At 73.2% G+C, this 20,285-nt stretch carries 19 protein-coding genes and 1 tRNA gene; 5 read left to right on the plus strand and 15 right to left on the minus strand.

The genetic code is table 11. The annotated features are described in order from the left end of the window. Window positions 1–85: 85 nt before the first annotated feature. From EDF20_RS01105 to EDF20_RS01140, 8 genes are all read right to left on the minus strand, one after another. Window positions 86–2,608 carry a DEAD/DEAH box helicase gene (locus tag EDF20_RS01105; protein ID WP_123545628.1) on the minus strand — a complete coding sequence of 841 codons (2,523 nt, stop codon included), beginning with the start codon at window positions 2,606–2,608 and terminating at the stop codon, window positions 86–88. Between the two features lie 4 nt (window positions 2,609–2,612). Further along, window positions 2,613–3,449 carry a twin-arginine translocase subunit TatC gene (tatC, locus tag EDF20_RS01110; RefSeq protein WP_347876480.1) on the minus strand — a complete coding sequence of 279 codons (837 nt, stop codon included), beginning with the start codon at window positions 3,447–3,449 and terminating at the stop codon, window positions 2,613–2,615. A 3-nt stretch (window positions 3,450–3,452) separates the two neighbouring features. Beyond that, the gene (gene tatA / locus EDF20_RS01115) at window positions 3,453–3,710 is read right to left on the minus strand and encodes a twin-arginine translocase TatA/TatE family subunit (RefSeq protein WP_133737459.1); all 258 of its coding nucleotides are present in this window, start codon (window positions 3,708–3,710) and stop codon (window positions 3,453–3,455) included. 113 nt (window positions 3,711–3,823) lie between these two features. Further along, on the minus strand, window positions 3,824–4,798 hold the full coding sequence (locus EDF20_RS01120; RefSeq protein WP_133737460.1) for a WYL domain-containing protein: 975 nt from the start codon (window positions 4,796–4,798) through the stop codon (window positions 3,824–3,826). After that, a complete protein-coding gene (locus EDF20_RS01125; RefSeq protein WP_243833328.1) occupies window positions 4,795–5,853 on the minus strand; it encodes a WYL domain-containing protein in 1,059 nt (352 codons plus the stop codon). Before EDF20_RS01125 ends, EDF20_RS01120 begins: the two co-directional genes overlap by 4 nt. A gap of 74 nt (window positions 5,854–5,927) precedes the next feature. Beyond that, window positions 5,928–6,857: a hypothetical protein gene (locus EDF20_RS01130; RefSeq protein WP_123545633.1), complete on the minus strand. Its 930-nt coding sequence runs from the start codon at window positions 6,855–6,857 to the stop codon at window positions 5,928–5,930. A 67-nt stretch (window positions 6,858–6,924) separates the two neighbouring features. Then, window positions 6,925–7,956: a tRNA (adenine-N1)-methyltransferase gene (locus tag EDF20_RS01135; protein WP_133737461.1), complete on the minus strand. Its 1,032-nt coding sequence runs from the start codon at window positions 7,954–7,956 to the stop codon at window positions 6,925–6,927. Window positions 7,957–8,030: 74 nt separating this feature from the next. Beyond that, window positions 8,031–8,723, minus strand: coding sequence for an HAD family phosphatase (locus tag EDF20_RS01140; protein WP_133737462.1), 693 nt, complete (start codon window positions 8,721–8,723; stop codon window positions 8,031–8,033). Between the two features lie 167 nt (window positions 8,724–8,890). On the opposite strand from EDF20_RS01140, the gene EDF20_RS01145 reads away from it, so the two are divergent. Then, window positions 8,891–9,790, plus strand: coding sequence for a PAC2 family protein (locus EDF20_RS01145; RefSeq protein WP_133738066.1), 900 nt, complete (start codon window positions 8,891–8,893; stop codon window positions 9,788–9,790). A gap of 73 nt (window positions 9,791–9,863) precedes the next feature. Here the strand turns inward: EDF20_RS01145 and EDF20_RS01150 are convergent, their stop codons facing one another. From EDF20_RS01150 to EDF20_RS01180, 7 genes are all read right to left on the minus strand, one after another. Further along, window positions 9,864–10,994, minus strand: a complete 1,131-nt coding sequence (locus tag EDF20_RS01150) for an ABC transporter permease (RefSeq protein ID WP_133737463.1) — start codon at window positions 10,992–10,994, stop codon at window positions 9,864–9,866. Then, window positions 10,991–11,875, minus strand: a complete 885-nt coding sequence (locus EDF20_RS01155; RefSeq protein WP_133737464.1) for an ATP-binding cassette domain-containing protein — start codon at window positions 11,873–11,875, stop codon at window positions 10,991–10,993. Before EDF20_RS01155 ends, EDF20_RS01150 begins: the two co-directional genes overlap by 4 nt. Before the next feature lie 118 nt (window positions 11,876–11,993). After that, window positions 11,994–12,719: a response regulator transcription factor gene (locus tag EDF20_RS01160; RefSeq protein WP_133737465.1), complete on the minus strand. Its 726-nt coding sequence runs from the start codon at window positions 12,717–12,719 to the stop codon at window positions 11,994–11,996. Then, window positions 12,716–14,047, minus strand: coding sequence for a sensor histidine kinase (locus EDF20_RS01165; protein ID WP_133737466.1), 1,332 nt, complete (start codon window positions 14,045–14,047; stop codon window positions 12,716–12,718). Before EDF20_RS01165 ends, EDF20_RS01160 begins: the two co-directional genes overlap by 4 nt. Window positions 14,048–14,149: 102 nt before the next feature. Continuing rightward, window positions 14,150–15,409, minus strand: coding sequence for a cysteine--1-D-myo-inosityl 2-amino-2-deoxy-alpha-D-glucopyranoside ligase (mshC, locus tag EDF20_RS01170; RefSeq protein WP_133737467.1), 1,260 nt, complete (start codon window positions 15,407–15,409; stop codon window positions 14,150–14,152). Further along, window positions 15,406–16,248, minus strand: a complete 843-nt coding sequence (locus tag EDF20_RS01175) for an undecaprenyl-diphosphate phosphatase (RefSeq protein ID WP_133737468.1) — start codon at window positions 16,246–16,248, stop codon at window positions 15,406–15,408. The genes mshC and EDF20_RS01175 overlap by 4 nt, the downstream gene beginning before the upstream one ends. 25 nt (window positions 16,249–16,273) lie before the next feature. Continuing rightward, a complete protein-coding gene (locus tag EDF20_RS01180) occupies window positions 16,274–17,596 on the minus strand; it encodes a M20/M25/M40 family metallo-hydrolase (protein ID WP_133737469.1) in 1,323 nt (440 codons plus the stop codon). Window positions 17,597–17,694: 98 nt separating this feature from the next. Between EDF20_RS01180 and EDF20_RS01185 the strand changes: the two genes are divergently transcribed. The 4 genes from EDF20_RS01185 to EDF20_RS01200 all read left to right on the plus strand — a co-directional run bounded on the left by EDF20_RS01185 (window position 17,695) and on the right by EDF20_RS01200 (window position 20,218). After that, window positions 17,695–17,779: transfer RNA gene (locus EDF20_RS01185), tRNA-Leu, on the plus strand. 133 nt (window positions 17,780–17,912) lie between these two features. Then, window positions 17,913–18,800 (plus strand): alpha/beta hydrolase fold domain-containing protein, encoded by an 888-nt coding sequence (locus EDF20_RS01190; RefSeq protein ID WP_123545649.1) that lies wholly within the window; start codon window positions 17,913–17,915, stop codon window positions 18,798–18,800. A gap of 106 nt (window positions 18,801–18,906) precedes the next feature. Next, complete coding sequence (locus EDF20_RS01195) at window positions 18,907–19,884, plus strand: aldo/keto reductase (protein WP_133737470.1); 978 nt, start codon at window positions 18,907–18,909, stop codon at window positions 19,882–19,884. An 82-nt stretch (window positions 19,885–19,966) separates the two neighbouring features. Further along, window positions 19,967–20,218 carry a hypothetical protein gene (locus EDF20_RS01200; RefSeq protein ID WP_123545653.1) on the plus strand — a complete coding sequence of 84 codons (252 nt, stop codon included), beginning with the start codon at window positions 19,967–19,969 and terminating at the stop codon, window positions 20,216–20,218. The last annotated feature ends 67 nt before the right edge of the window (window positions 20,219–20,285 follow it).

Raw genomic sequence — 20,285 nt, forward strand, 5'->3', positions numbered from 1 at the left:
ACGGGGGCGAGGCTGGGAGGCGGGGCGCGCCTCCTGCAGGTCCAGAGCGACCCTGCGGAGCCGGCCCGGACCGCCGGGCCCCGCCTCAGACCGCCGAGTAGGAGACGATGCCGCGCCGGACGGCGTCGAGCGCCCGGCGGGCGATCGGCCCCACCGGCAGGTCAGCCACGACGGACAGCTGGTCGAGCAGGTCGATGGTCTGCTTCGTCCACCGGACGAAGTCGCCCGCGGCGAGCTCGGCGTCCTCGAGGACGGAGTCGAGGTCCGCTCCCCTGGCCCACCGGTGCATGGCCAGCGCCAAGCCAGGAGCCGGCGGGTTGCTGCCGGGCAGACGGTGTTCCTGCTCGAGGTCGTCGAGCTCGGCCCAGAGCTTCTGCGTCTCGTCGAGGGCCTCGCGGTACGCGCCGCGCGGCAGGAACCGCTCGCTCAGCTGGCCCTCGTCGCGGCGGGGCTCGTAGACGAGGGTGGCGGCCATCGCGGCCATCGAGGGCACGTCGAGCGCGTCCCAGAGCCCGAGCCGCAGGCTCTCGGCGACGAGCAGGTCGCGGTCGCCGTAGATGCGGCGGAGGGTGCGGCCGGTCGACGTGACCGCGACCTCGGCCGTGCGGTCGCCCCCGCGCCTCGACGAGCCGGGCGCGGCGGCGCCGGACGTCGACGAGCGCGGCGACGCGGGCTCGAGGTAGCCACGGTCGAGCAGCACGTCGGTGACCCGGTCGAAGACCTTGGCGACGGCGCCGGTGCGCCCCCGGATCTGGGCGGACAGCTGGTCGGTCTGCTTCTTGAGCTTCCACCAGCGCTCGGACCAGCGGGCGTGCTGCTCGCGCTCGGGGCAGGCGTGGCAGGGGTGCTGGCGGAGGCGACGGCGCAGGTCGGCGAGGTGCCGCTGGCGCTTGTCGTGCTCGGCCCGTGACTGCGCGTCGGCTCGTGCCGCGCCCTGCTTCTCGAGGTCGCCGAGCTCGCGACGGATCGTGGTGTACTCGCCGAAGTCGCCGAGGTGGCACTGCATGCTGCGGGCGTAGCCGTCGAGGCTCTCCTGCTGCGTGCGGACCTTGCGGGCGAGGTCGACGACGGCGCGGTCGGCCTGGAACTGCGCGAACGACGTCTCGAGCACCTCACGGGTGCGCGACCGGCCGAACTGCTCGATCAGGTTGACCGCCATGTTGTAGGTCGGGCGGAAGCTGGAGTTCATCGGGTAGGTGCGTCGGGAGGCGAGGCTCGCGACGGCCTGCGGGTCGAGGCCCTGCTGCCACTGGATGAGGGAGTGGCCCTCGACGTCGATGCCCCGTCGGCCGGCGCGGCCGGTCAGCTGGGTGTACTCCCCCGGCGTGATCGGCACGCGGGCCTCGCCGTTGAACTTCTCGAGCTTCTCGAGCACGACCGTGCGCGCGGGCATGTTGATGCCGAGAGCCAGGGTCTCGGTGGCGAAGACGACCTTGACGAGCTTCTTCTGGAACAACTCCTCGACCACCTCCTTGAAGGCGGGCAGCAGACCGGCGTGGTGCGCGGCGACGCCTCGCTCGAGGCCGTCGAGCCACTGCCAGTAGCCGAGCACCGCCAGGTCTTCGTCACGGAGCGTGCGGCACCGGGCCTCGACGATCTCGCGGATCTCCTGGCGCTGGTCGGCCGTGGTGAGGCGGATGCCCGACCGGAGCACCTGCTTGACGGCCTGGTCGCAGCCGACGCGGCTGAAGACGAAGAAGATGGCCGGGAGCAGGTTCTGGTCGTCGAGCATCTCGACGATCTTCCAGCGGTCGAGGCGACCTTGGGCGTGCTGCGTCGGCGGCACGACGTGGCCGCGCGGGCCGCGACCCGAGAAGCCGTCGCGACCGCCGCGCTCGCGTCGGCTGCCGCCTCCTCGCCTCGACAGGGACGTGGCCCGCAGCAGCTCGGGGTTGACGCGGTTGGTCGCCGCCTGCCCGCTCGAGTCGAACAGGTCGAGGAACTTGCCCCCGACGAGGACGTGCTGGTCGAGGGGCACCGGGCGGTCCTCGGAGACGATCACGTCGGTGCCGCCGCGCACGGTCTGCAGCCAGTCGCCGAACTCCTCGGCGTTCGACACGGTGGCGCTGAGCGAGATGAGGCGCACGTCGAGCGGGAGGTGGATGATCACTTCTTCCCACACGGCGCCGCGGAAGCGGTCGGCCAGGAAGTGCACCTCGTCGAGGACGACGTAGCGGAGGTCGTCGAGCATCTCGGAGCCCGCGTAAATCATGTTGCGGAGCACCTCGGTCGTCATCACGACGATGCGGGCGCGCGAGTTGACGTTGGTGTCGCCGGTGAGCAGGCCGACCTCGGACGCACCGTACTCGGCCACCAGCTCCTGGAACTTCTGGTTGCTCAGCGCCTTCATCGGCGCGGTGTAGAAGACCTTGTCGCGGGGGTGCTGCATCGCGAGGTGGATGGCGAACTCGGCGACCAGGGTCTTGCCGGCACCGGTGGGCGCGGCGACGAGGACGCTCGAGCCCTCTTCGACCGAGGCGCAGGCCGCCTCCTGGAACGGGTCGAGCGAGAAGCCGAGGCGCGACCGGAACGACTGCAGCTGCGGGGTGCGGACGCGGTTCTTCGAGGCGGCGAAGCGGGCGGCCGGGCTGAGGTCGCTGCTGGTCATGGGGTCACCCTCCGGCGAGTTCGGCGTCGAGTGCCGCGGCGCGCTTCGCGACGCCGCGGTCGTGGATCCAGGCGACGCCGGCGGCGACGAAGTAGAGGAACACCATGGGCACCGCGAGCAGGAACATCGAGAAGATGTCGGCCGCGGGCGTCGCGATGGCGGTGAAGACCGCGATCAGCAGGATGGCGACGCGCCAGCCCTTGATGATCGCGCCGGCGCTGATGACCCCGACGAAGTTGAGGAGCACGAGGAAGACCGGCAGGACGAACGCGATGCCGCAGGCGAGGACGAGCTTGAGGACGAAGTCGAAGTACTGCTTCGCGTCGATGATCGCGGCGTCCTGCTCGGAGACGAAGCCCGTGAGCACGCGCACGATGTTCGGCAGGACGTAGACGCCGCTCATGCAGCCGAGCAGGAAGAGCGGGATGGCCGAGCCGATGAAGCCGACGGCGTAGAGCTTCTCTCGACGGACCAGGGCCGGGACGATGAACGCCCAGACCTGGTAGAGCCAGACCGGGCTGCTGAGGATGACGCCGACGGTGACGGCGATCTGCATCCGCAGGTCGAAGCTGCTCGTGATCTGGCCGTAGTTGAGGACGGCCTCGCTCGCGTTGCCGCCCGCCAGCACGAGGACCGGCTGCCGCAGGAAGTCGAGGACGAACTGGGAGACGAACCATCCCGCCACGCTGGCGAGGATCAGTGCGAGGGCAGATCGGAAGAGGCGCTTGCGCAGCTCGACGAGGTGCGCGCCCAGGGACATGCGCCCGTCGGCCGAGCGCTTCCGCGAGCCCCGGGGTGCCTGGTCGCCCTCGTCGGTGCCACGAGTCGTCGTCGTGGCCACGCGTCAGTTCTTCAGGTGGTCGTCGCCGCTGGTGGGGCGGACGGTCGGGACGTCGGCGTCGCGGCGCACGGTGCTGTCGGTCGCCGAGCTGCGGGTGACGTCGTCGTCGCCGGACTTCTTGTCGTCGCCGATCTCGTTCTTGAAGATGCGCATCGACTGGGCGATGCTCTTCGCGAGGGCGGGCAGCTTGGGGGCGCCGAACAGCAGCAGGATGATCGCCAGGATGATGATCAGGTGCCAGCCGGTGAGGTTTCCGAGCATGAGGGGTGTCTCCTAGCGGGAAGGGGAGTCCCCAGTGTAACCCGGAGCCTGTGACGGGACCTGGCGGTCGGGGCCACGTCGAGCGACCCGAGCTGACTCGGCGGCCGGGCGGCTCAGGCGTCGTACCGGGCGGCGGCCTCGGCGGCCCAGCTGGCGACGGCACGACGCGCCTCGTCCGGTGCGACGACGCGGGCACGGCCCGGGAGACCGCTGACGAGACGGGCGACGGTGCCCACGTGGCCGACCCGGAGGGTGAGGCGGGTGCGCCCCTCCCCCGCGTCCTCGACGTCGGAGGGCCGGTAGTCGTCCAGGAGCGGCGCCGCCGCCGCGTCGATCTCGACGACGACGTCGAGGTCGTCCGGCGAGCCCTCGAAGAGGGTGTCGGGCAGCGACAGGTCGGCGGCGCGGTGCGTGATGCGCGCGTCGGTGAGGGCAGGCGACGCGATGCGATCCAGGCGGAACGTGCGGAGCGCCTCCCTCAGGTGGTCCCAGCCGCGCAGGTACCAGTCGGCGTCGAGCGACTCGACCCGGAGGGGGTCGACGCGGCGCCGCTCGACCTGCCCTCGGACGCCGGCGTAGTCGAACTCGAGCTGCACTCCGCGTTCGACGGCGTCGCGGACGAGGGCCAGCACCTCGCTCGTGCCCTCCTGCGCGACGGCGACCTGGCTCGGCTCGCCCGAGGCGCCGCGCGCGAGCTTCGACATCAGCGAGGCGACGGCTCCGCGGTCCGCGTTCTCCGGCAGCGACGACAGGTACTGCAGGCCCGCGATCAACGCGGCCGCCTCCCGCGCCGAGAAGCGGGGCGTGTCGTCGATGGCCACGAGGTTCGTGAGGACGATGACGTCGTTCTGCTCGAAGTCGTCCCACGCGATGTCGAAGAGGTCGGCGTGCTGGTACTGGGCGGTGTCCCCCGGGATGCCCGACACGGCGATCAGCTCGACCGCGCGGCGGATGTCGGCCACTCCCACGCCGAAGTGCGCGGCGGCCTCGGCCACGCTGACGCGCTCGTGGTCGATCAGCCAGGGCACGAGCGAGAGCAGGAACGCGAGCTTGTCGGTCGCGTGCAGGGCAGGTCGGCGGTCGGTCACGAGGCTGCTCCCCCGCTCGTGGCGGCACGGGAGCCCGCGGAGGAACGGCCCGGGGCGGCGTCGACGGGATGGTCCGCAGCGAGGTCGCGGAGGCGCGACGCCACCAGGTCGCGCAGGTCGTCGGGCGCGAGCACGACGACCTCGGGCCCGAACGACGTCAGCTCCTCGGCCAGGACCTGGCGGTCGCTGTAGTGCACGAGCAGCACGTCGTCGTCGCCCTGCACGGTGCCGCGTCGTGCGCCGAGGCGCGTGCGAGCGTCCGAGTGCGGGGCGGCGCGGACGGTGGCCGTGTTCTGCTCCCACAGCCGGTCGAGGCCCTCCAGCGCGGAGTCGGCGGTGGCGTCCGCGGGGCGCGCGAACGCCTTCGTCGTGACGGTCACCGGGCCGACGATGCGCGACAGCAGGAAGTTCTTGCGCGACGACGTGTCGGGCTCGACGACGGACACCATCCACCGGCCCTGGTGCTGGACCAGCGCGAAGGGCGCCACCTCTCGACGACGGGGCGCCGCCTCCCCCGGCTTGAGGTAGTCGAAGCGCACGACGACGCCGCGGTCCAGGGCGGTGCGCAGCGGCTCGAAGGCGGCGTCGCGACTGCGGACCCGCGGGGCGTAGGCGAGCTCGGGGACGCTCGTCGCGCCTCCCAGGGACCGCAGCTTGAGCAGCGCGCGGCGGGACTCGGCCGAGAGGGTGCCCTCGCGCCACACCATGCCCGCGAGCGTGAGCAGGGCCGTCTCCTCCGGCGAGAAGGAGATGTCGACGGGGAGCTCGTAGTCGCCGCGGAGGATGCGGTAGCGCAGGAGGTGGTTGTCACCGGCCGCGGCAGGGTCGTCGACGGTCTCGAGGGGCACCCCGAGCTCGCGGATGTCGTCCTTGTCACGCTCGAACTGCCGCTCGAGGGCCGCGTTGTCGCCGCCGGCGACGTACTTCTGCCGGTAGCCCTGGACGGTGGACAGGACCTCGGTCTTCGTCAGGCCCGCGTCGGTCGCGAGGAGGGCGAGGACGAGGCTGAAGAGGCGTTCCTCGACGGGGATGCGCGGAGCGCGGACGGCTGCCACGGGTCGATCCTAGGACACGCCCGCGAGCCCCGCGGCCCGGAGGAGGGGACGGCGGGGCGACACGGGACGGCGGGTCAGAGGGCGCCCAGGACGTCGAAGACGTAGACGAGCGGCTGAGGGGCGCCGGCCGTCTCGTCGGCGGGCACGACGACCATCACCTGCGAGCCGATCGCGGTGCCCACGAGCGCGTCGCGGATCGGGCCGGGGATCTGCTCGTCCGCGAGCGGCAGCGACGTGGCCGACCCTCCGTCGGTCCACGACGAGGTCGCGACGGTCGAGGGCGAGGCCCACGTCACGGCGGTGAACTGCACGACGGCGGTGTCGTCCGCGGCCAGCTCGCGGCCGGAGCCGTCGAGGACGAGGTGCGACTCAGGCGACGTGGGGGCCTCCGACGCGGGGACCGTCACGCCGGGGGCGCCGTCCGGGGCGCGGACGACGGCGGGCATGCCCTGCGCCCCGAGCACGGGGCGGCCGTTCGCCTTGGCGAGGAAGGACTGGCGGATGTCGACGATCGCGACGTAGGCCGCGTCGGGGGCGTCGTCGGTGGCGCCGGCGCCGCCGTTGACCGACGCCGACAGCTCGGAGGCCTTGATGGCGACGGCGACGCGCGAGCCCACCCGTGAGCACTCGAGGGCGGAGGCGAGCGGAGCCAGGGCGCTGCCGCCGACGGTGATGGGCGCGTTCAGGCTGCCGTCGTAGCCCGAGTCCTCGACCTCGGCGCCGGTGGTGCCGTCGTAGAGGGTGTAGTCGATGATGACCGGCGTGCCGTCGAGGATGCGGTCGCCGGTGCCCTCGATCAGGGTCGAGACCTGCGTCTCGGTCGTGACGATCGGGCTCGGCACCTGGGCGTCGGGCTTCTCGCCGAAGGCGCCGGTGGCGGTGACGACCGAGGCGGCGTCGCCCGTGGGCGGGCACCCGGCGGAGCCCGGCGCGGGGGTCGTCGCGCACGCGGTCAGCGAGGCCAGCAGGCCGACGGTCACGACGAGGGCGGGGATCTTGCGCACGGAGGCTCTTTCCTGGGCTGCGGCCGGGGGCCGCGACTGGCGGGTCGCTGGTGATGCGGAGGACAGCTTAGTGCGGCGCGTCGGCCCGGTCGTCGCCGTCGGTCTCGGCGAGGCTCTCGGTCGCGGCGACGGCGCTGTCGGCCGCCGAGCGAGCCTGCCGCGCGGTCTTGCGCAGCTTCTTGTCGCTCGCCGACCGCTCGCCGAGCGCGCCGGGGGTCCACAGCTCGACGTCCTCGTCCGAGTAGTCGGACTTCGACGGGCGGCGCTTGAGCTGGGGCAGCACCGCGCCCGGTGCGAGGCGACGGGCGGTGATGAGGAAGCCCGTGTGCCCGATCATGCGGTGGTCCGGGCGGACTGCCAGGCCCTCGACGTGCCAGCCCCGGACGAGCGTCTCGGAGGCGTCGGGCTCGGTGAACTGGCCGGAGGCGCGGAGGGCCTCGGCGACGCGCGAGAGCTGGGTCGCCGTGGCGACGTAGCAGATCACGAGCCCGCCGGGCGTGAGGGCGGCGGCCGTCTCGTCGACGCACTCCCACGGGGCCAGCATGTCGAGGACGACCCGGTCGGCGGTGCCGTCGGGGACGACTGCGGCGAGCTCCTCGACGAGGTCGCCGACGGTGACCGTCCAGTTCTGCGGCTCGGCGCCGAAGAAGCTCACGACGTTGCCCTGGGCGACGTCGGCGAACTCCTGACGGCGCTCGAACGAGGCGAGGCGCCCCTCCGGACCGATCGCGCGGAGCAGCCAGAGCGACAGGGCGCCCGACCCGACGCCGGCCTCGACGACCGTGGCGCCGGGGAAGATGTCGGCGAAGGCGACGATCTGGGCGGCGTCCTTCGGGTAGACGATGGCCGCGCCGCGGGGCATGGACATGACGAAGTCGCTCAGCAGCGGGCGGAGGGCGAGGTACTCGTCGCCGGTCGTGCTCGCCACGACCGAGCCGTCGGGGAGGCCGACGAGGTCGTCGTGGGCGATCATGCCGCGGTGCGTGTGGAACACGGCGCCGGGGGTCAGCACGACGGTGTTCATCTTGCCCTTGGGGCCGGTGAGCTGGACCTTGTCGCCCTCGAGGAACGGGCCGGACTGTCGACGGGTGGCGGTCATGGTGGGTGCTGCTCTCTGTCGGGCCCGGATCGGGGCCGCGGTGCGGGAGGGGCGGCGCACGCGGCGCCGGGAGGTCAGGAGTCGGAGGTGCGCGCGTCGCGGGCGCGCCGGCCCGAGGCGTGCATCTCGCGCAGGTCGGCCAGGCCGACGCCGACGAGCGTGTCGCGGCGGACGTAGCCGGAGTCGTCGGTGAGCGGCGCGGCGTGCTCGACGCCCAGCGCGACGGCGCCCGCGGCCATCGCCGAGGTGAGGCCCGGGACGCTGTCCTCGATGGCGACGCAGTCGGCGACGTCGACGCCGAGCAGCTCGGCACCGCGCAGGTACGCCTCGGGGTGCGGCTTGCTGTGCTCGACCTCGTCGCCGGCCACGACGGCGTCGAACGAGTCGTCGCCGATCGCGTCGACCATGAACTGGGCCATCCGACGGATCGACATCGTGACGAGCGCGGTCGGGACGCCGGCGGCCCGCAGCTCGGCGAGGAGCTCGCGGGCTCCCGGGCGCCACGGCACGTGCTCGGCGCAGCGCGTCAGCACGTCGGTGGTCAGCCGGTCGATGATCTCGTCCGCGGGCAGGTCGACGCCGTGCCGCTGCAGGACGGCGGCCGAGTGCCAGAGGCCCGAGCCGATCAGGGTGTCGCCCTCGGCCTTCGTCCAGGTGCCCCCGAAGGAGGCGACGAGGTCGACCTGGGAGTCGAACCAGTAGGGCTCGGTGTCGACGAGGGTTCCGTCCATGTCCCAGAGGACGGCGGCAGGCAGGGAGTCGGTCACGGGGCACGAGTCTACGGGAGCGGTCAGGGCCGCCGCGCTGCCGCCTCCTCGACGGTGTCGGACGGCTATCGTGGAGGGCTAGACGCCGGGGACCGTGCCCGGCCGGTGAGGATCCCGTGCCCGGTGAAGACGCAGTGCCCGACGAGACGACGACCGAGGGGTCGGCGGTGAGCGGCACGCCGTCGTTCGCGACGGGCCGCCTCCTGGTCGTGGCGTTCGAGGGCTGGAACGACGCCGGCGAGGCGGCCAGCGGCGTCGCCCGCAGCATCGTCGACACTCTCGCGCTCGAGCCGGTCGCCGAGCTCGACGGAGAGCGCTACATCGACTACCAGTTCAACCGCCCCCAGGTCGGGTACGACGACGACGGGGTCCGCGCCCTCGTGTGGCCCCGGATCCAGCTGCACGCCTCCCCGGAGGTGGCCTCGACGCCCGCCGGCGGCCCCGCGGGCGACGCCCCGGACGTCTTCGTGCTGCTCGGCGCCGAGCCCTCGCGCAGCTGGCGCGGCTTCGCCGCCGAGGTGGTCGACCTGATCGACGTGCACGACGTCTCCGCCGTCGTGTTCTTGGGCGCGATGCTCGCCGACGTGCCGCACACGCGTCCCATCTCGGTCTTCGTCAGCAGCGACAACGAGGAGGTGCGGGGCGAGCTGAGCCTGGAGCGCAGCACCTACGAGGGCCCGGTCGGCATCCTCTCCGTGCTCGGGGACGCGGTGGAGTCCGCCGGGGTCCCGACCCTGTCGATCTGGGCCCAGGTGCCGCACTACGTGCACGCCTCGCCCTCCCCCAAGGCGACCCTCGCGCTGATCGAGAAGCTCGACGAGGTCGCGGGCGTCAGCATCCCCCGGGGCGACCTCGAGGCCGAGTCCGCCGCGTGGGAACAGGGCATCGACGCGCTCGCCTCCGACGACGACGACATGGCCGGCTACATCGAGCAGCTCGAGCAGGCGCGCGACACGGTCGACTCGCCCGAGGCGAGCGGCGAGGCGATCGCGGAGGAGTTCGAGCGCTACCTGCGTCGGAACGACGGCAAGGGTCCGGACGACCCGCGCCTGCCCCCTGCCCCCTGACCCCGGCCCCCGGCCCACTGCCCCCGACCATTGATCAGGGCGTGCTCCAGGTGGGGTCCGCGCGCGACGTCGGCTAGCGCCGACGCCAGGCCTGGCGGAGCGAGGTCGTGCCGCCCGTGCGGAGCAGCGACCCCTCGTAGAGGCGCGCGGCGACCAGCACCACCGCGACGGCGCCGACGACGAGCAGCGCGAGGGCCGTGAGCGGCTGCCAGACCGGGACCCCGCCCTCGAGCACCATCCGCACCGGCATCGCGACCGGTGCGCTGAACGGGACGAACGAGAGCGCGGTCAAGGCCGGGCCGGGCGAGTTCACGAACACGGTCGCGAAGAACGGCAGCATCACGACGAGCTGGACCGGCGTCGTCGTCGAGCCCAGGTCCTCGATGCGCGACACGAGGGCCCCGGCGACGGCCCACATGCCCGCGAGCAGCAGGAAGCCCGCGACGAAGAACGGCACGTACCAGCCGACGGCCGCGGCCAGGGACGGCAGGAGCTCGGCGGGCAGCGCGTCGGCCCGGCCCGAGAGCGCCAGGCCCCCGAGCGCGACCGCGGCGAGGACGGCCGTCTGGGCGATCGCCAGGGCGGCGGCGCCGACGACCTTGCCCGCGAGCAGCGTGCGCACCGGGACCGCGGCGACGAGGATCTCGACGACGCGGGTCTGTTTCTCCTCCACCACGCTCTGCGCGATGCTGAGGCCGAAGAGCAACGACGTCGTCATGAAGAGGATGCCGAAGGCGAGCGGCGCGAAGACGGCGACCAGCGGGTCGGCGTCGGCGGGCTCGAGCAGCTCGACCGGCGACGCCTCGCTGACGCCCAGCACGAGCACCGACGAGACGGACTCGAGGGCCACGACGCGGAGCCCGGTCGGCGAGTCCGCATCCGGCAGCACGGCCGCGTCCACGTCGCCCGAGCGGACCGCCGCCGTGGCCTCGTCGTCCGACGAGGTCGCGACGGCCTCCGCGCCGGCCGCCTCGACGACGTCGGCGGTGCGCGCGTCCAGCACCGCCACGCGGTCGGGGCCGCCCGACAGCAGGGCCGGGACGCCGAGCGCGGCACCGATGAGCACGAGCATGACGACGCCGCTGACGATGAAGGCGCGATCGCGCAGCTTGACCGCCATCTCGCGTCGGGCGACGACCCACAGGAGCCCCCGAGCCCCGCGGCGGTCGGCGGCCGGGCCGGCGACGGGTCGGACGGGCGTCATCGGACGACCTCCTCGAAGATCTCGGCGAGCCGGGGCAGGACGGGGTGGAACGAGCGCACCGGCCCGCGCCGCAGCCCCGCCGCGAGCACGGCCTGGTCGTCGACCCCGGCGGCGAGCTCGACGAGGGACACGGGGCCGTCGAGCTCGACGACCGTCACCCCCGGCTCGTCGCGCAGCCAGCCCGCGTCGTCGTCGACGACGATGCGCCAGCGAGCCCGGGCGAACCGGGCCTGCAGCTCGTGCCTCGGCCCGGCGGCGCGGACGGTCCCGTCCGCGATCACGACCAGGTCGTCGCACAGTCGCTCGACGACGTCGAGCTGGTGGCTCGAGAACAGCACGGGGACCCCCGCCGACGCCCGTTCACGGAGCACCGCGACGACCACGTCGACGGCGATCGGGTCGAGGCCGGAGAAGGGCTCGTCGAGGACCAGCATCCGTGGCTCGTGGACGAGGGCCGCCGCGATCTGGACACGCTGCTGGTTGCCGAGCGAGAGGCTGTCGAGCTCGTCCCGTGCCCGGTCGGCCAGGCCCAGCCGGTCCAGCACCTCGAGCGAGCGGCGCTTCGCCGCGGCTCGGCCGACGCCGTGCAGCCGCGCGAGGTAGACGAGCTGGTCGACGACGGTCATCTTCGGGTACAGGCCCCGCTCCTCCGGCATGTAGCCGAAGCTGCGGCGCACCTCGTCGCCGAGCGGGGCCCCGTCCCACCGGACCTCGCCCGAGTCTGCGGCGAGCACGCCGAGGACGATGCGCATCGTCGTGGTCTTGCCCGCGCCGTTGGCCCCGACGAAGCCGGTCAGTCGCCCGTCGGCGACGTCGAACGAGACGTCGTCGAGCGCGGTCCGGCCGCCGAACGACCGTCGGACGTGGTCGAGCTGGAGCACGGGCCCTCCCTCCGGGCAGCACCGGGCTGCCCTGTGGCGTCAGCCGTCGTCGGCCGTCGCCCCCAGCGTAGGAGGCGGCGCAGACCCGGCGCGTCCGACGGGCGGCGGAGCCGGCGCCCTAGCGGGGCCCGTCGCCGGGGACGACGACCCCGTTCTCGTAGGCGAAGACGACCGCTGCCGTGCGGTCGCGCAGCCCGAGCTTCGTGAGCACGTTGGACACGTGCGTCTTGACGGTCGCATCGCCGAGGAACAGGTCACGCGCGATCTCGGCGTTCGAGCAGCCCGTGGCCATGCGGTCGAGCACCTCGCGCTCGCGGTCGGTGAGCCCGGCGAGCCGAGGGCTCGGCACGATCACGGGCACGACTGCCTCGGCGATGGCGGCCGCGACGACCCGGCGGGTCAGCTCGGGGGCGAGGAGCGCGTCGCCGCGGTGCACGACGGCGATCGCCTCGATCAGCTCCTCCGGGCTGGACGTCTTGAGCAGGAAGCCGCTGGCCCCGGCACGCAGTGCACGGAACAGGTACTCGCCGCGGCCGAAGGTCGTGAGCACCAGCACGGCCGGGCCGCCGGGCGCCGCGGCCTCGAGGAGGCGACGCGTCGCCTCCAGCCCGTCGATGCCGGGCATCTCGACGTCCATCACGATCACGTCCGGAGACGTCGAGGCGGCCAGCGCCACGGCCTCGAGGCCGTCCCTGGCCTCGCCCACGACGACGACGTCGGGAGCGGTCTCGAGGATGATCCGGAAGCCGGCGCGGACGAGGTCCTGGTCGTCGGCGAGGAGGACCCTGACCGGGCGCGTGGCGTCGGGGTCGGGAGCGTGGGGGGCAGGGGCGTCGACGGTCATCGTGCGGGTGCCTCTCGAGTGCGGGGCCGGGCGGGGTCCTCGGCTGCGGCGACGGTCGCCGTGCGGACGGCGGGCAGCACGGCCCGGACCCGGTAGCCGCCCTTGGCGTGCGGGCCGACGTGCAGCTCGCCGCCGTGCAGGTCGACCCGTTCGCGCATCCCGCGCTGACCGAGGCCCGAACCGGCCGAGCCGTGCTGCTGCGTCGACGAGGAGGCGGCTCCGCCCACCCCGTCGTCGGTCACCTCGACCTCGACGGCGCGGTCGCGGTATCGCAGGCGGACGTCGGCGACGCCGGCCGAGGCGTGCTTCAGGGTGTTGGTCAGCGCCTCCTGGACGACTCGGAACAGGGTGACGCCGACGCTGTCGGGCACGTCGAAGCGTTCGCCGTGGGTGCTGAACCGGACGTCCAGGCCGAGTCGGCGGGTGTCGGCCACGAGCTGCGGGAGGGCGGAGAGCCCGGTCGGGCCGTCGTGCAGGGTGCCGTCCTGGGCGCGCAGCACGGTGAGCATCCGCTCCAGCTCGTCGATCGCGGTGCGCGCCGTGGACTCGACGGCGCCGAGCGCGCCGCTCGCGATCTCGGGCTGGTGGAGCGTTCGTCGCGCCGCACCTGCCTGGATGGCGATCACGGCGACGTGGTGCGCGACGACGTCGTGCAGCTCGCGGGCGATGCGTGCGCGCTCCTCGCCGATCGCGCGGTCGGCCACGAGTTCCTGGGCGGCACGGAGGTCGACCCCGGCGCGCTCGAGGGCGCGGCGGCGGGCGGCGGAGACCCGGGACGACCGGCCGAACCAGACGGCCGACACGAAGAAGAGCAGGTTGAGGACGAACGAGTACACGACGCCGGCGACGGTCGACGACAGGACCGGGTCGCCCTGCTGGAGGGGGCCGAGGACGGCGACGCCGAACCAGCCGAGCACGGCGACCGTCACGACCGCGCTGCCGACCAGGGCCGCCCGCCGCGAGCGGGCCCACGCGTTGGCCGTGTAGACGACGAGGAACTCGACGATGGACGGCGCCGTGGAGTCGGGGTACCCGCGCAGCTGGCTGAGGACGAGGACGGCGCTCACCACCACCATGACGGAGAGCGGGGCGCGCCTGCGCAGCGCGGTCGGCGCGCAGAGGGCGACGAGCCAGGCGATCGCCTCGAGGGGCGGGGCCGTGCTGACGTCGGAGTCCTCGACGGCGACCGACGCGAGCCACCAGGTCACCAGCCCGAGGCCGAGGAGGGCCGCGGCGAGCCAGACGTCGCCTCGGGCCTGCCGTCGGGTGAGGGGGCCGGGGCGCCAGACGGTCTCGTCCCCGTCGGCGGGGCAGACGGGGGCAGACATCCCCGTCAGTATATCAGCGACCATGTGTCGCGAGCTTCCGTCACGGATGCCTGCAGGGTCGGAGATCGGCGACGCCGCGCCCGGCCCCGGGGCAGGCACCTGTCAGCGTCGGAGGTCGATCCCCAGCAGGGCGGCCACCGCGTCGACGTCGACGGCCGTCGCGGGTCGACCGGCTGCGACGTGGTCGTCGACGGCCCGGATGGCGCGGGGCGTGTCTAGGTCGTCGGCGAGGGCGGCGCGCAGGAGCGCGAGCAGCGGGGTCGTCCCCGCCCCCGCTTCCTGCGGTCCGACGCCGTGCGCCCAGGCCGTCCAGCGCTCGAGACGCGCCTCGGCGTCGGCGAGGTCGTCGTCGAGCCACTCCCAGTCGGACCGCCAGTGGTGCGCGGTGATGGCGAGGCGGACCGCACGGGCGTCCCGGCCGGCGGAGACGAGCTCGCTCACCTTGACGAGGTTGCCGAGCGACTTGCTCATCTTCTCGCCCTGGTAGGCGACCATCCCGCTGTGTGCCCACTGCCGGGCCGACGGCTCGCCGGTGATCGACGTGGCGTGGGCGGTGCTCATCTCGTGGTGGGGGAAGACGAGGTCGCTGCCGCCGCCGGCCACGGTGGCCGTCGCGCCGAGGTGCTGCTCGGCGATGACGGTGCACTCGATGTGCCAGCCGGGCCGGCCAGGGCCCACCGACGACGGCCAGGACGGCTCGTCGGCACGGGCCGCACGCCAGAGCAGCGGGTCGAGCGGGTCGCGCTTGCCGGCGCGGTCGGGGTCTCCCCCCCGCTCGGCGAAGAAGCGGGCCATGGTCGGGGCGTCGTAGCGGCTCTCGAGGCCGAGGTGCCAAGAGGTGTCGCGCTCGGCGCCGCGGACGTCGAAGTAGACGTCGTCGCCGGCCTCGGAGCCCGGGGTCTCGACCCGGTAGGCGACGCCCGAGTCGATCAGGCCCGCGACGGCGTCCGCCACGTCTCCCACGACGTCGGTCACCGCGACGTAGTGCTCCGGCGGGACGACGGCGAGGTGCTCCATGTCCGAGCGGAAGAGGTCGGTCTGCGACGCGGCGAGGGCCCGCCAGTCGACGCCCGTCGCCGTGGCGCGCTCGAGGAGCGGGTCGTCGACGTCGGTCGTGTTCTGCGCGTAGGTCACCCGCAGGCCCGCGTCGCGCCAGACGCGCACGAGCGAGTCGAAGGCGAGGTAGGTGCTGGCGTGACCGAGGTGCGTCGCGTCGTAGGGCGTGATCCCGCAGACGTACAGGGTCGCGGCGCCGTCGACCGGCCGGGTCGTCACGAAGGAGGCGGTGGCCGTGTCCCAGAGGGCGGGCACCGGCCCGTCGCCCGGCAGGCTCGGCACCGTGGGCGCGTTCCAGGACCTCATGCCGCCACCACGCCCGTGCCGAGCAGGACCAGCAGGACGCCGCCGAGCAGGATGCGGTACACGACGAAGGGCAGGAAGCTGCGCTTCGAGATGTAGTTCATGAAGAAGGCGATCACGACGAACCCGACGACGAACGCCACGAACGTCGCGGCCAGGGTCTCGCCGAGCGAGTAGGGGCCGGGCTCGCTGAAGCTCTGGACCAGCTCGAAGAGGCCGCTGCCGAAGACCGCGGGCACGGCGAGGAGGAACGAGAACCGCGCCGCTGCGGGGCGCGTGTAGCCGAGGCTCAGCGCGGCGGTGGTCGTCGCGCCCGAACGGGAGACGCCGGGGAAGAGCGCGAGCACCTGGGCGACGCCCACGGCGATGCCGTGGCCGTAGGTCATCTCGTCGAAGCGGGCCGTCTTCTTGCCGAGCCGGTCGGCGAGGCCGAGCAGCACGCCGAACACGATCAGCACGATCGCGACGATCCAGAGCGAGCGGAAGACGGTGCGGATGTACTCCTGCGCGAAGTACCCCACCAGCACGATCGGGACCGTGCCGATGATGACGAGCCAGCCCATCCGGACGTCGGGGTCGGTGCGGGGGATCTTCCCGGTGATCCCCTGGAACCAGCGGGTCACGATCCGCGTGATGTCGCCCCAGAAATAGATCACGACGGCGAGCTCGGTGCCGAGCTGCGTGATGGCGGTGAACGTCGCACCCGGGTCGAAGGCCGCGGCGGCGTCGGGGTCGGAGAAGAAGAGGCCGACGAGGCGCAGGTGCGCGCTCGACGAGATGGGGAGGAACTCCGTCAGGCCCTGGACGAGGCCGAGCAGGAGTGCCTGGAGGAGATGCTCCACGCGGGGTGCCCTTCTGGTGGGGGTGTCAGTAGGTCGCCAGGAGGTCCCGGAGGACGCGACTGCCAAAGGCTAGTGCGTCGAGCGGGACCCGCTCGTCGACCCCGTGGAACATCGCCGGGAAGTCCATGTCCTCCCCCAGACGGAGCGGGGCGAAGCCGTAGCCGGCGATCCCCAGCAGGCTCAGCGCCTTGTTGTCGGTGCCGCCCGACAGCAGGTACGGCAGCACGGGCGCGCCCGGGTCGTGCCGCTGCAGGGTGTCCGTGATCGCCTCGACGAGGTCGCCGGAGAACGGCGTCTCGAGCCCGATGTCGGTGTGGACGGTCTCGATCTCGACGTCGTCGCCGACGAGCTCGCGCACCTGGGCGAGGACCGCCTCCTCCTGGCCGGGCATGCAGCGGATGTCGACCCGCGCCTCCGCCGTGTCGGGGACCACGTTGTGCTTGTAGCCCGCCGTCAGCATCGTCGGGTTCGTCGTCGTGCGGAGCGAGCCGCGGATGAAGCCCTGCGCCGTGCCGGTGTGCAGCACGAGCTCGTCCGGCGCGGTCTGCGTGACGTCGACGTCGAGGATGCGCGCGACCTCGCGGAGCAGGGCCGTCGTCGTCTCGGTGAGGGCGATCGGCCACTCCTGGCGGCCGAGCGCGGCGACGGCCTCCGCGAGCCGCGTCACCGCGTTCGCCTTGATCATCTGGGAGCCGTGGCCTGCGGTGCCGCGGGTGCGGAGGGTGATCCAGATCAGCGCCTTCTCGCCCGTCTGCAGCAGGTACGAGCGACGCCCGTCGATGTAGGTCGAGTAGCCGCCCACCTCGCTGATGGCCTCCGTGGCCCCCGCGAAGAGCTCGGGGTGCTCCTTCACCAGGAAGTGCGAGCCCAGCACTCCCCCGGCCTCCTCGTCGGCGAAGAAGCCGACGACCAGGTCGCGGGCGGGGCGCTCGCCGGAGCGGATGATGTCGCCGAGCGACGTCAGCATCATCGCGTCCATGTTCTTCATGTCGACGGCGCCGCGGCCCCACAGCATGTCGTCCTTGACGACGCCCGCGAACGGGTCGACCGACCAGTTCGCCGGGTCGGCGGGCACGACGTCGAGGTGGCCGTGCACGACGAGGCCGGGCTTGGCGCGGTCGGCGCCCTCGACCCGGGCGACGACGCTGACGCGCCCCGGCTCGGACTCGAAGAGCTGCGGCTCGAGGTCGAGGGCCCGGAGGGCCTCGGCGACGTACCCGGCGGCGTCGGCCTCGCCCTCGGACCGGCCGCCGCCGTAGTTGGAGGTGTCGAAGCGGATCAGGTCGCGCGCGATGACGGCCGTCTCGTCGAGGTCGTGGTGGTCCGGCTGCGGAGCGCTCGTCGTCATGCGGTCCACGGTACCCGGCGACCGCCTCCTGCCCGTGGTCAGGAGTGCCTCCGTGGCCGTGCTAGTGTTTCGTGGTCGGCTTCGGCAGGCACCATCCAGTCCGGGTGGCGGAAATGGCAGACGCGCTAGCTTGAGGTGCTAGTGCCCGTATAGGGCGTGGGGGTTCAAGTCCCCCCTCGGACACCGATCGCAAGTTCCATACCTTGAGATCACGACATTGGTTGAGACAATGTCAAGAAAGGGCCCCGCTTCGGCGGGGCCCTTTCCCTTGTCCCGTCACTGTCGCCGTGAGTGACGGGAGCCGTAGGGTCGGCTCATGTCGCTCCTCATGGCCGCCACGCGCTCGCTGCTGTACCTGTTCCCCCGCACGACGCGCAGCGAGCAGAGCGTGCGGCGCGAGATCGCGAAGCGCGGTCCGGAGGCCGCGCCGTTCCCCCGGGTGCTGCACCGCGTCGCCGTCGTGACGGAGACGACCGTCGAGGGGCAGCGCGTCGTCCGGATCACCCCGCGTCGGGGCGCGACCGGGGCGCACCTGATCTGGACGTGCGGCGGTGCGTACGTGTACCCGGCGCTCCGCACCCACTGGGCCCTGCTCGCCCGTCTGGTCCGCGCCTCCGGCGTGACGGTCACCGTGCCGCTCTACGGGCTCGCGCCCGAGCACGACGTCGACGACGCGGTGCGGCTGCTCGACGCCGTGCACGACGGCCTCCGCGCCGAGGGGGCCGACGTCGTCCACCTCGGCGGGGACTCGGCCGGCGGCGCGCTCGCCCTCGCCCAGGCGATGCGGCACCGCGACACGGGCCGGCCCGCCGCCTCCTCGGTGCTGCTGGTGTCGCCCTGGCTCGACGCGACCCTGAGCGATCCCGAGGTGCCGTGGCTCGCCGAGCTGGACCCCATGCTCGGACGGGACGGCCTGGTCGTCGCCGGCGCCTGGTGGGCCGGCGACCGTGACCGACGCGACCCGCTCGTCAGTCCCCTCTTCGGCGACCTCGCCGGGCTCCCGCCCGTCTTCACGTACCAGGGCGACCGCGACCTGTTCGTCGCCGACGCGAAGGAGCTGGCCCGGCGACTCGCCCGGGTCGACGGGCGTGGCGAGCTGCGCGTCTACCGCGGGGCGTTCCACGTCTTCGTCGGCGCGCCCTGGACGAGGGAGGCGCGGCGCGCGACCGCGCACCTGGCCGGCGTGCTGCGCGGCCGGCCCTGACCTCCGGGTGCCGGCCCGCGCCTCCGTCCGGCCCGCGATCGGCCTAGTCTCGGCGGCGACGAGTGAGGGCCCGCACGAGCGCGGGCCGGACGAGAGGACGAACACCATGGAGCACACCAGACTCGGCACGAGCGGCCTGCGGGTCTCGACCGTCATCCTCGGCTGCATGAGCTTCGGCGTGCCGGCCAGGGGCGCGCACGAGTGGACCCTCGACGAGGAGGCCTCGCGGCCCTTCATCCGGCGGGCCCTGGAGCAGGGCATCACGACGTTCGACACCGCCGACGTCTACAGCGACGGCACGAGCGAGGAGATCGTCGGCCGCGCGCTCGCCGACTTCGCCCGGCGGGACGAGGTCGTCATCGCCACCAAGGTCAACGGCCGGATGAACGACGGGCCGAACGGCGCGGGGCTGTCGCGGGCTCACGTCATGAGCGCGATCGACGACAGCCTGCGCCGGCTCGGCACCGACCACGTCGACCTCTACCAGATCCACCGCTGGGACCCGGAGACTCCGATCGAGGAGACGATGGAGGCGCTGCACGACGTCGTGCGCTCCGGCAAGGCGCGGTACATCGGCGCGTCGAGCATGTGGGCGTGGCAGTTCGCGAAGGCGCAGCACACGGCCGACCTCGGCGGCTGGACCCGCTTCGTCTCGATGCAGGACCAGTACAGCCTGGTGCAGCGCGAGGAGGAGCGGGAGATGCACCCGCTCTGCCTCGACCAGGGCGTCGGCGTGGTCCCCTGGTCGCCGCTCGCGCGCGGCAAGCTGACCCGCGACTGGGACGCCACGACCGCGCGCACCGAGACGGACCGCTTCGGCCAGACCCTCTACAAGCAGCAGGAGGACGGCGATCGTCGCGTCGCCGCGGCCGTGGCGGAGGTGGCGGAGGAACGAGGCGTGTCGCGCGCCCAGGTCGCCCTCGCGTGGGTGCGCCAGCAGGAGGTCGTCTCCGCCCCGATCGTCGGAGCGACCAAGATGCAGCACCTGGACGACGCCGTCGCCTCCGCCGACGTCTGGCTGACGGACGACGAGCTCGACCGGCTCGAGACGCCCTACGTGACCCGGGAGAACGAGGGGTTCTGACCCACGGGGCGCGGCGTCCGTCTACTGTGAGCCGCACGGGCGGCGAGGACGCCGACCGCCACGACTAACACGGAGGCACCCCATGGGCACCGAGCACCACGGCACCGACGAGCAGCACGAGCACACCGAGCACACCAGCACGGAGAAGCACGAGCACCACGAGGGCCACGTCGACGGCGACACGCACGTCTCGCACGACAGCACGACGTCGAGCGAGTCGGACGGCTCGTACGTCGACAGCGACATCCCGGAGGACGGCGGCACGACCGCCGGCCCCCACGACGGCGAGGCCGACGGCTCGTACACCGACTCGGACGTCCCCTCCGACCGCTGACGCAGCTGGTCGCACTCCCCCGCACGACGCCCCGCGCCTCCTCGAGGCCGGGGCGTCGTCGTGCCTG

The sequence above is a fragment of the Frigoribacterium sp. PhB116 genome (genome assembly GCF_004364285.1).
In the GTDB taxonomy this organism is placed as follows: Bacteria; Actinomycetota; Actinomycetes; order Actinomycetales; family Microbacteriaceae; genus Frigoribacterium.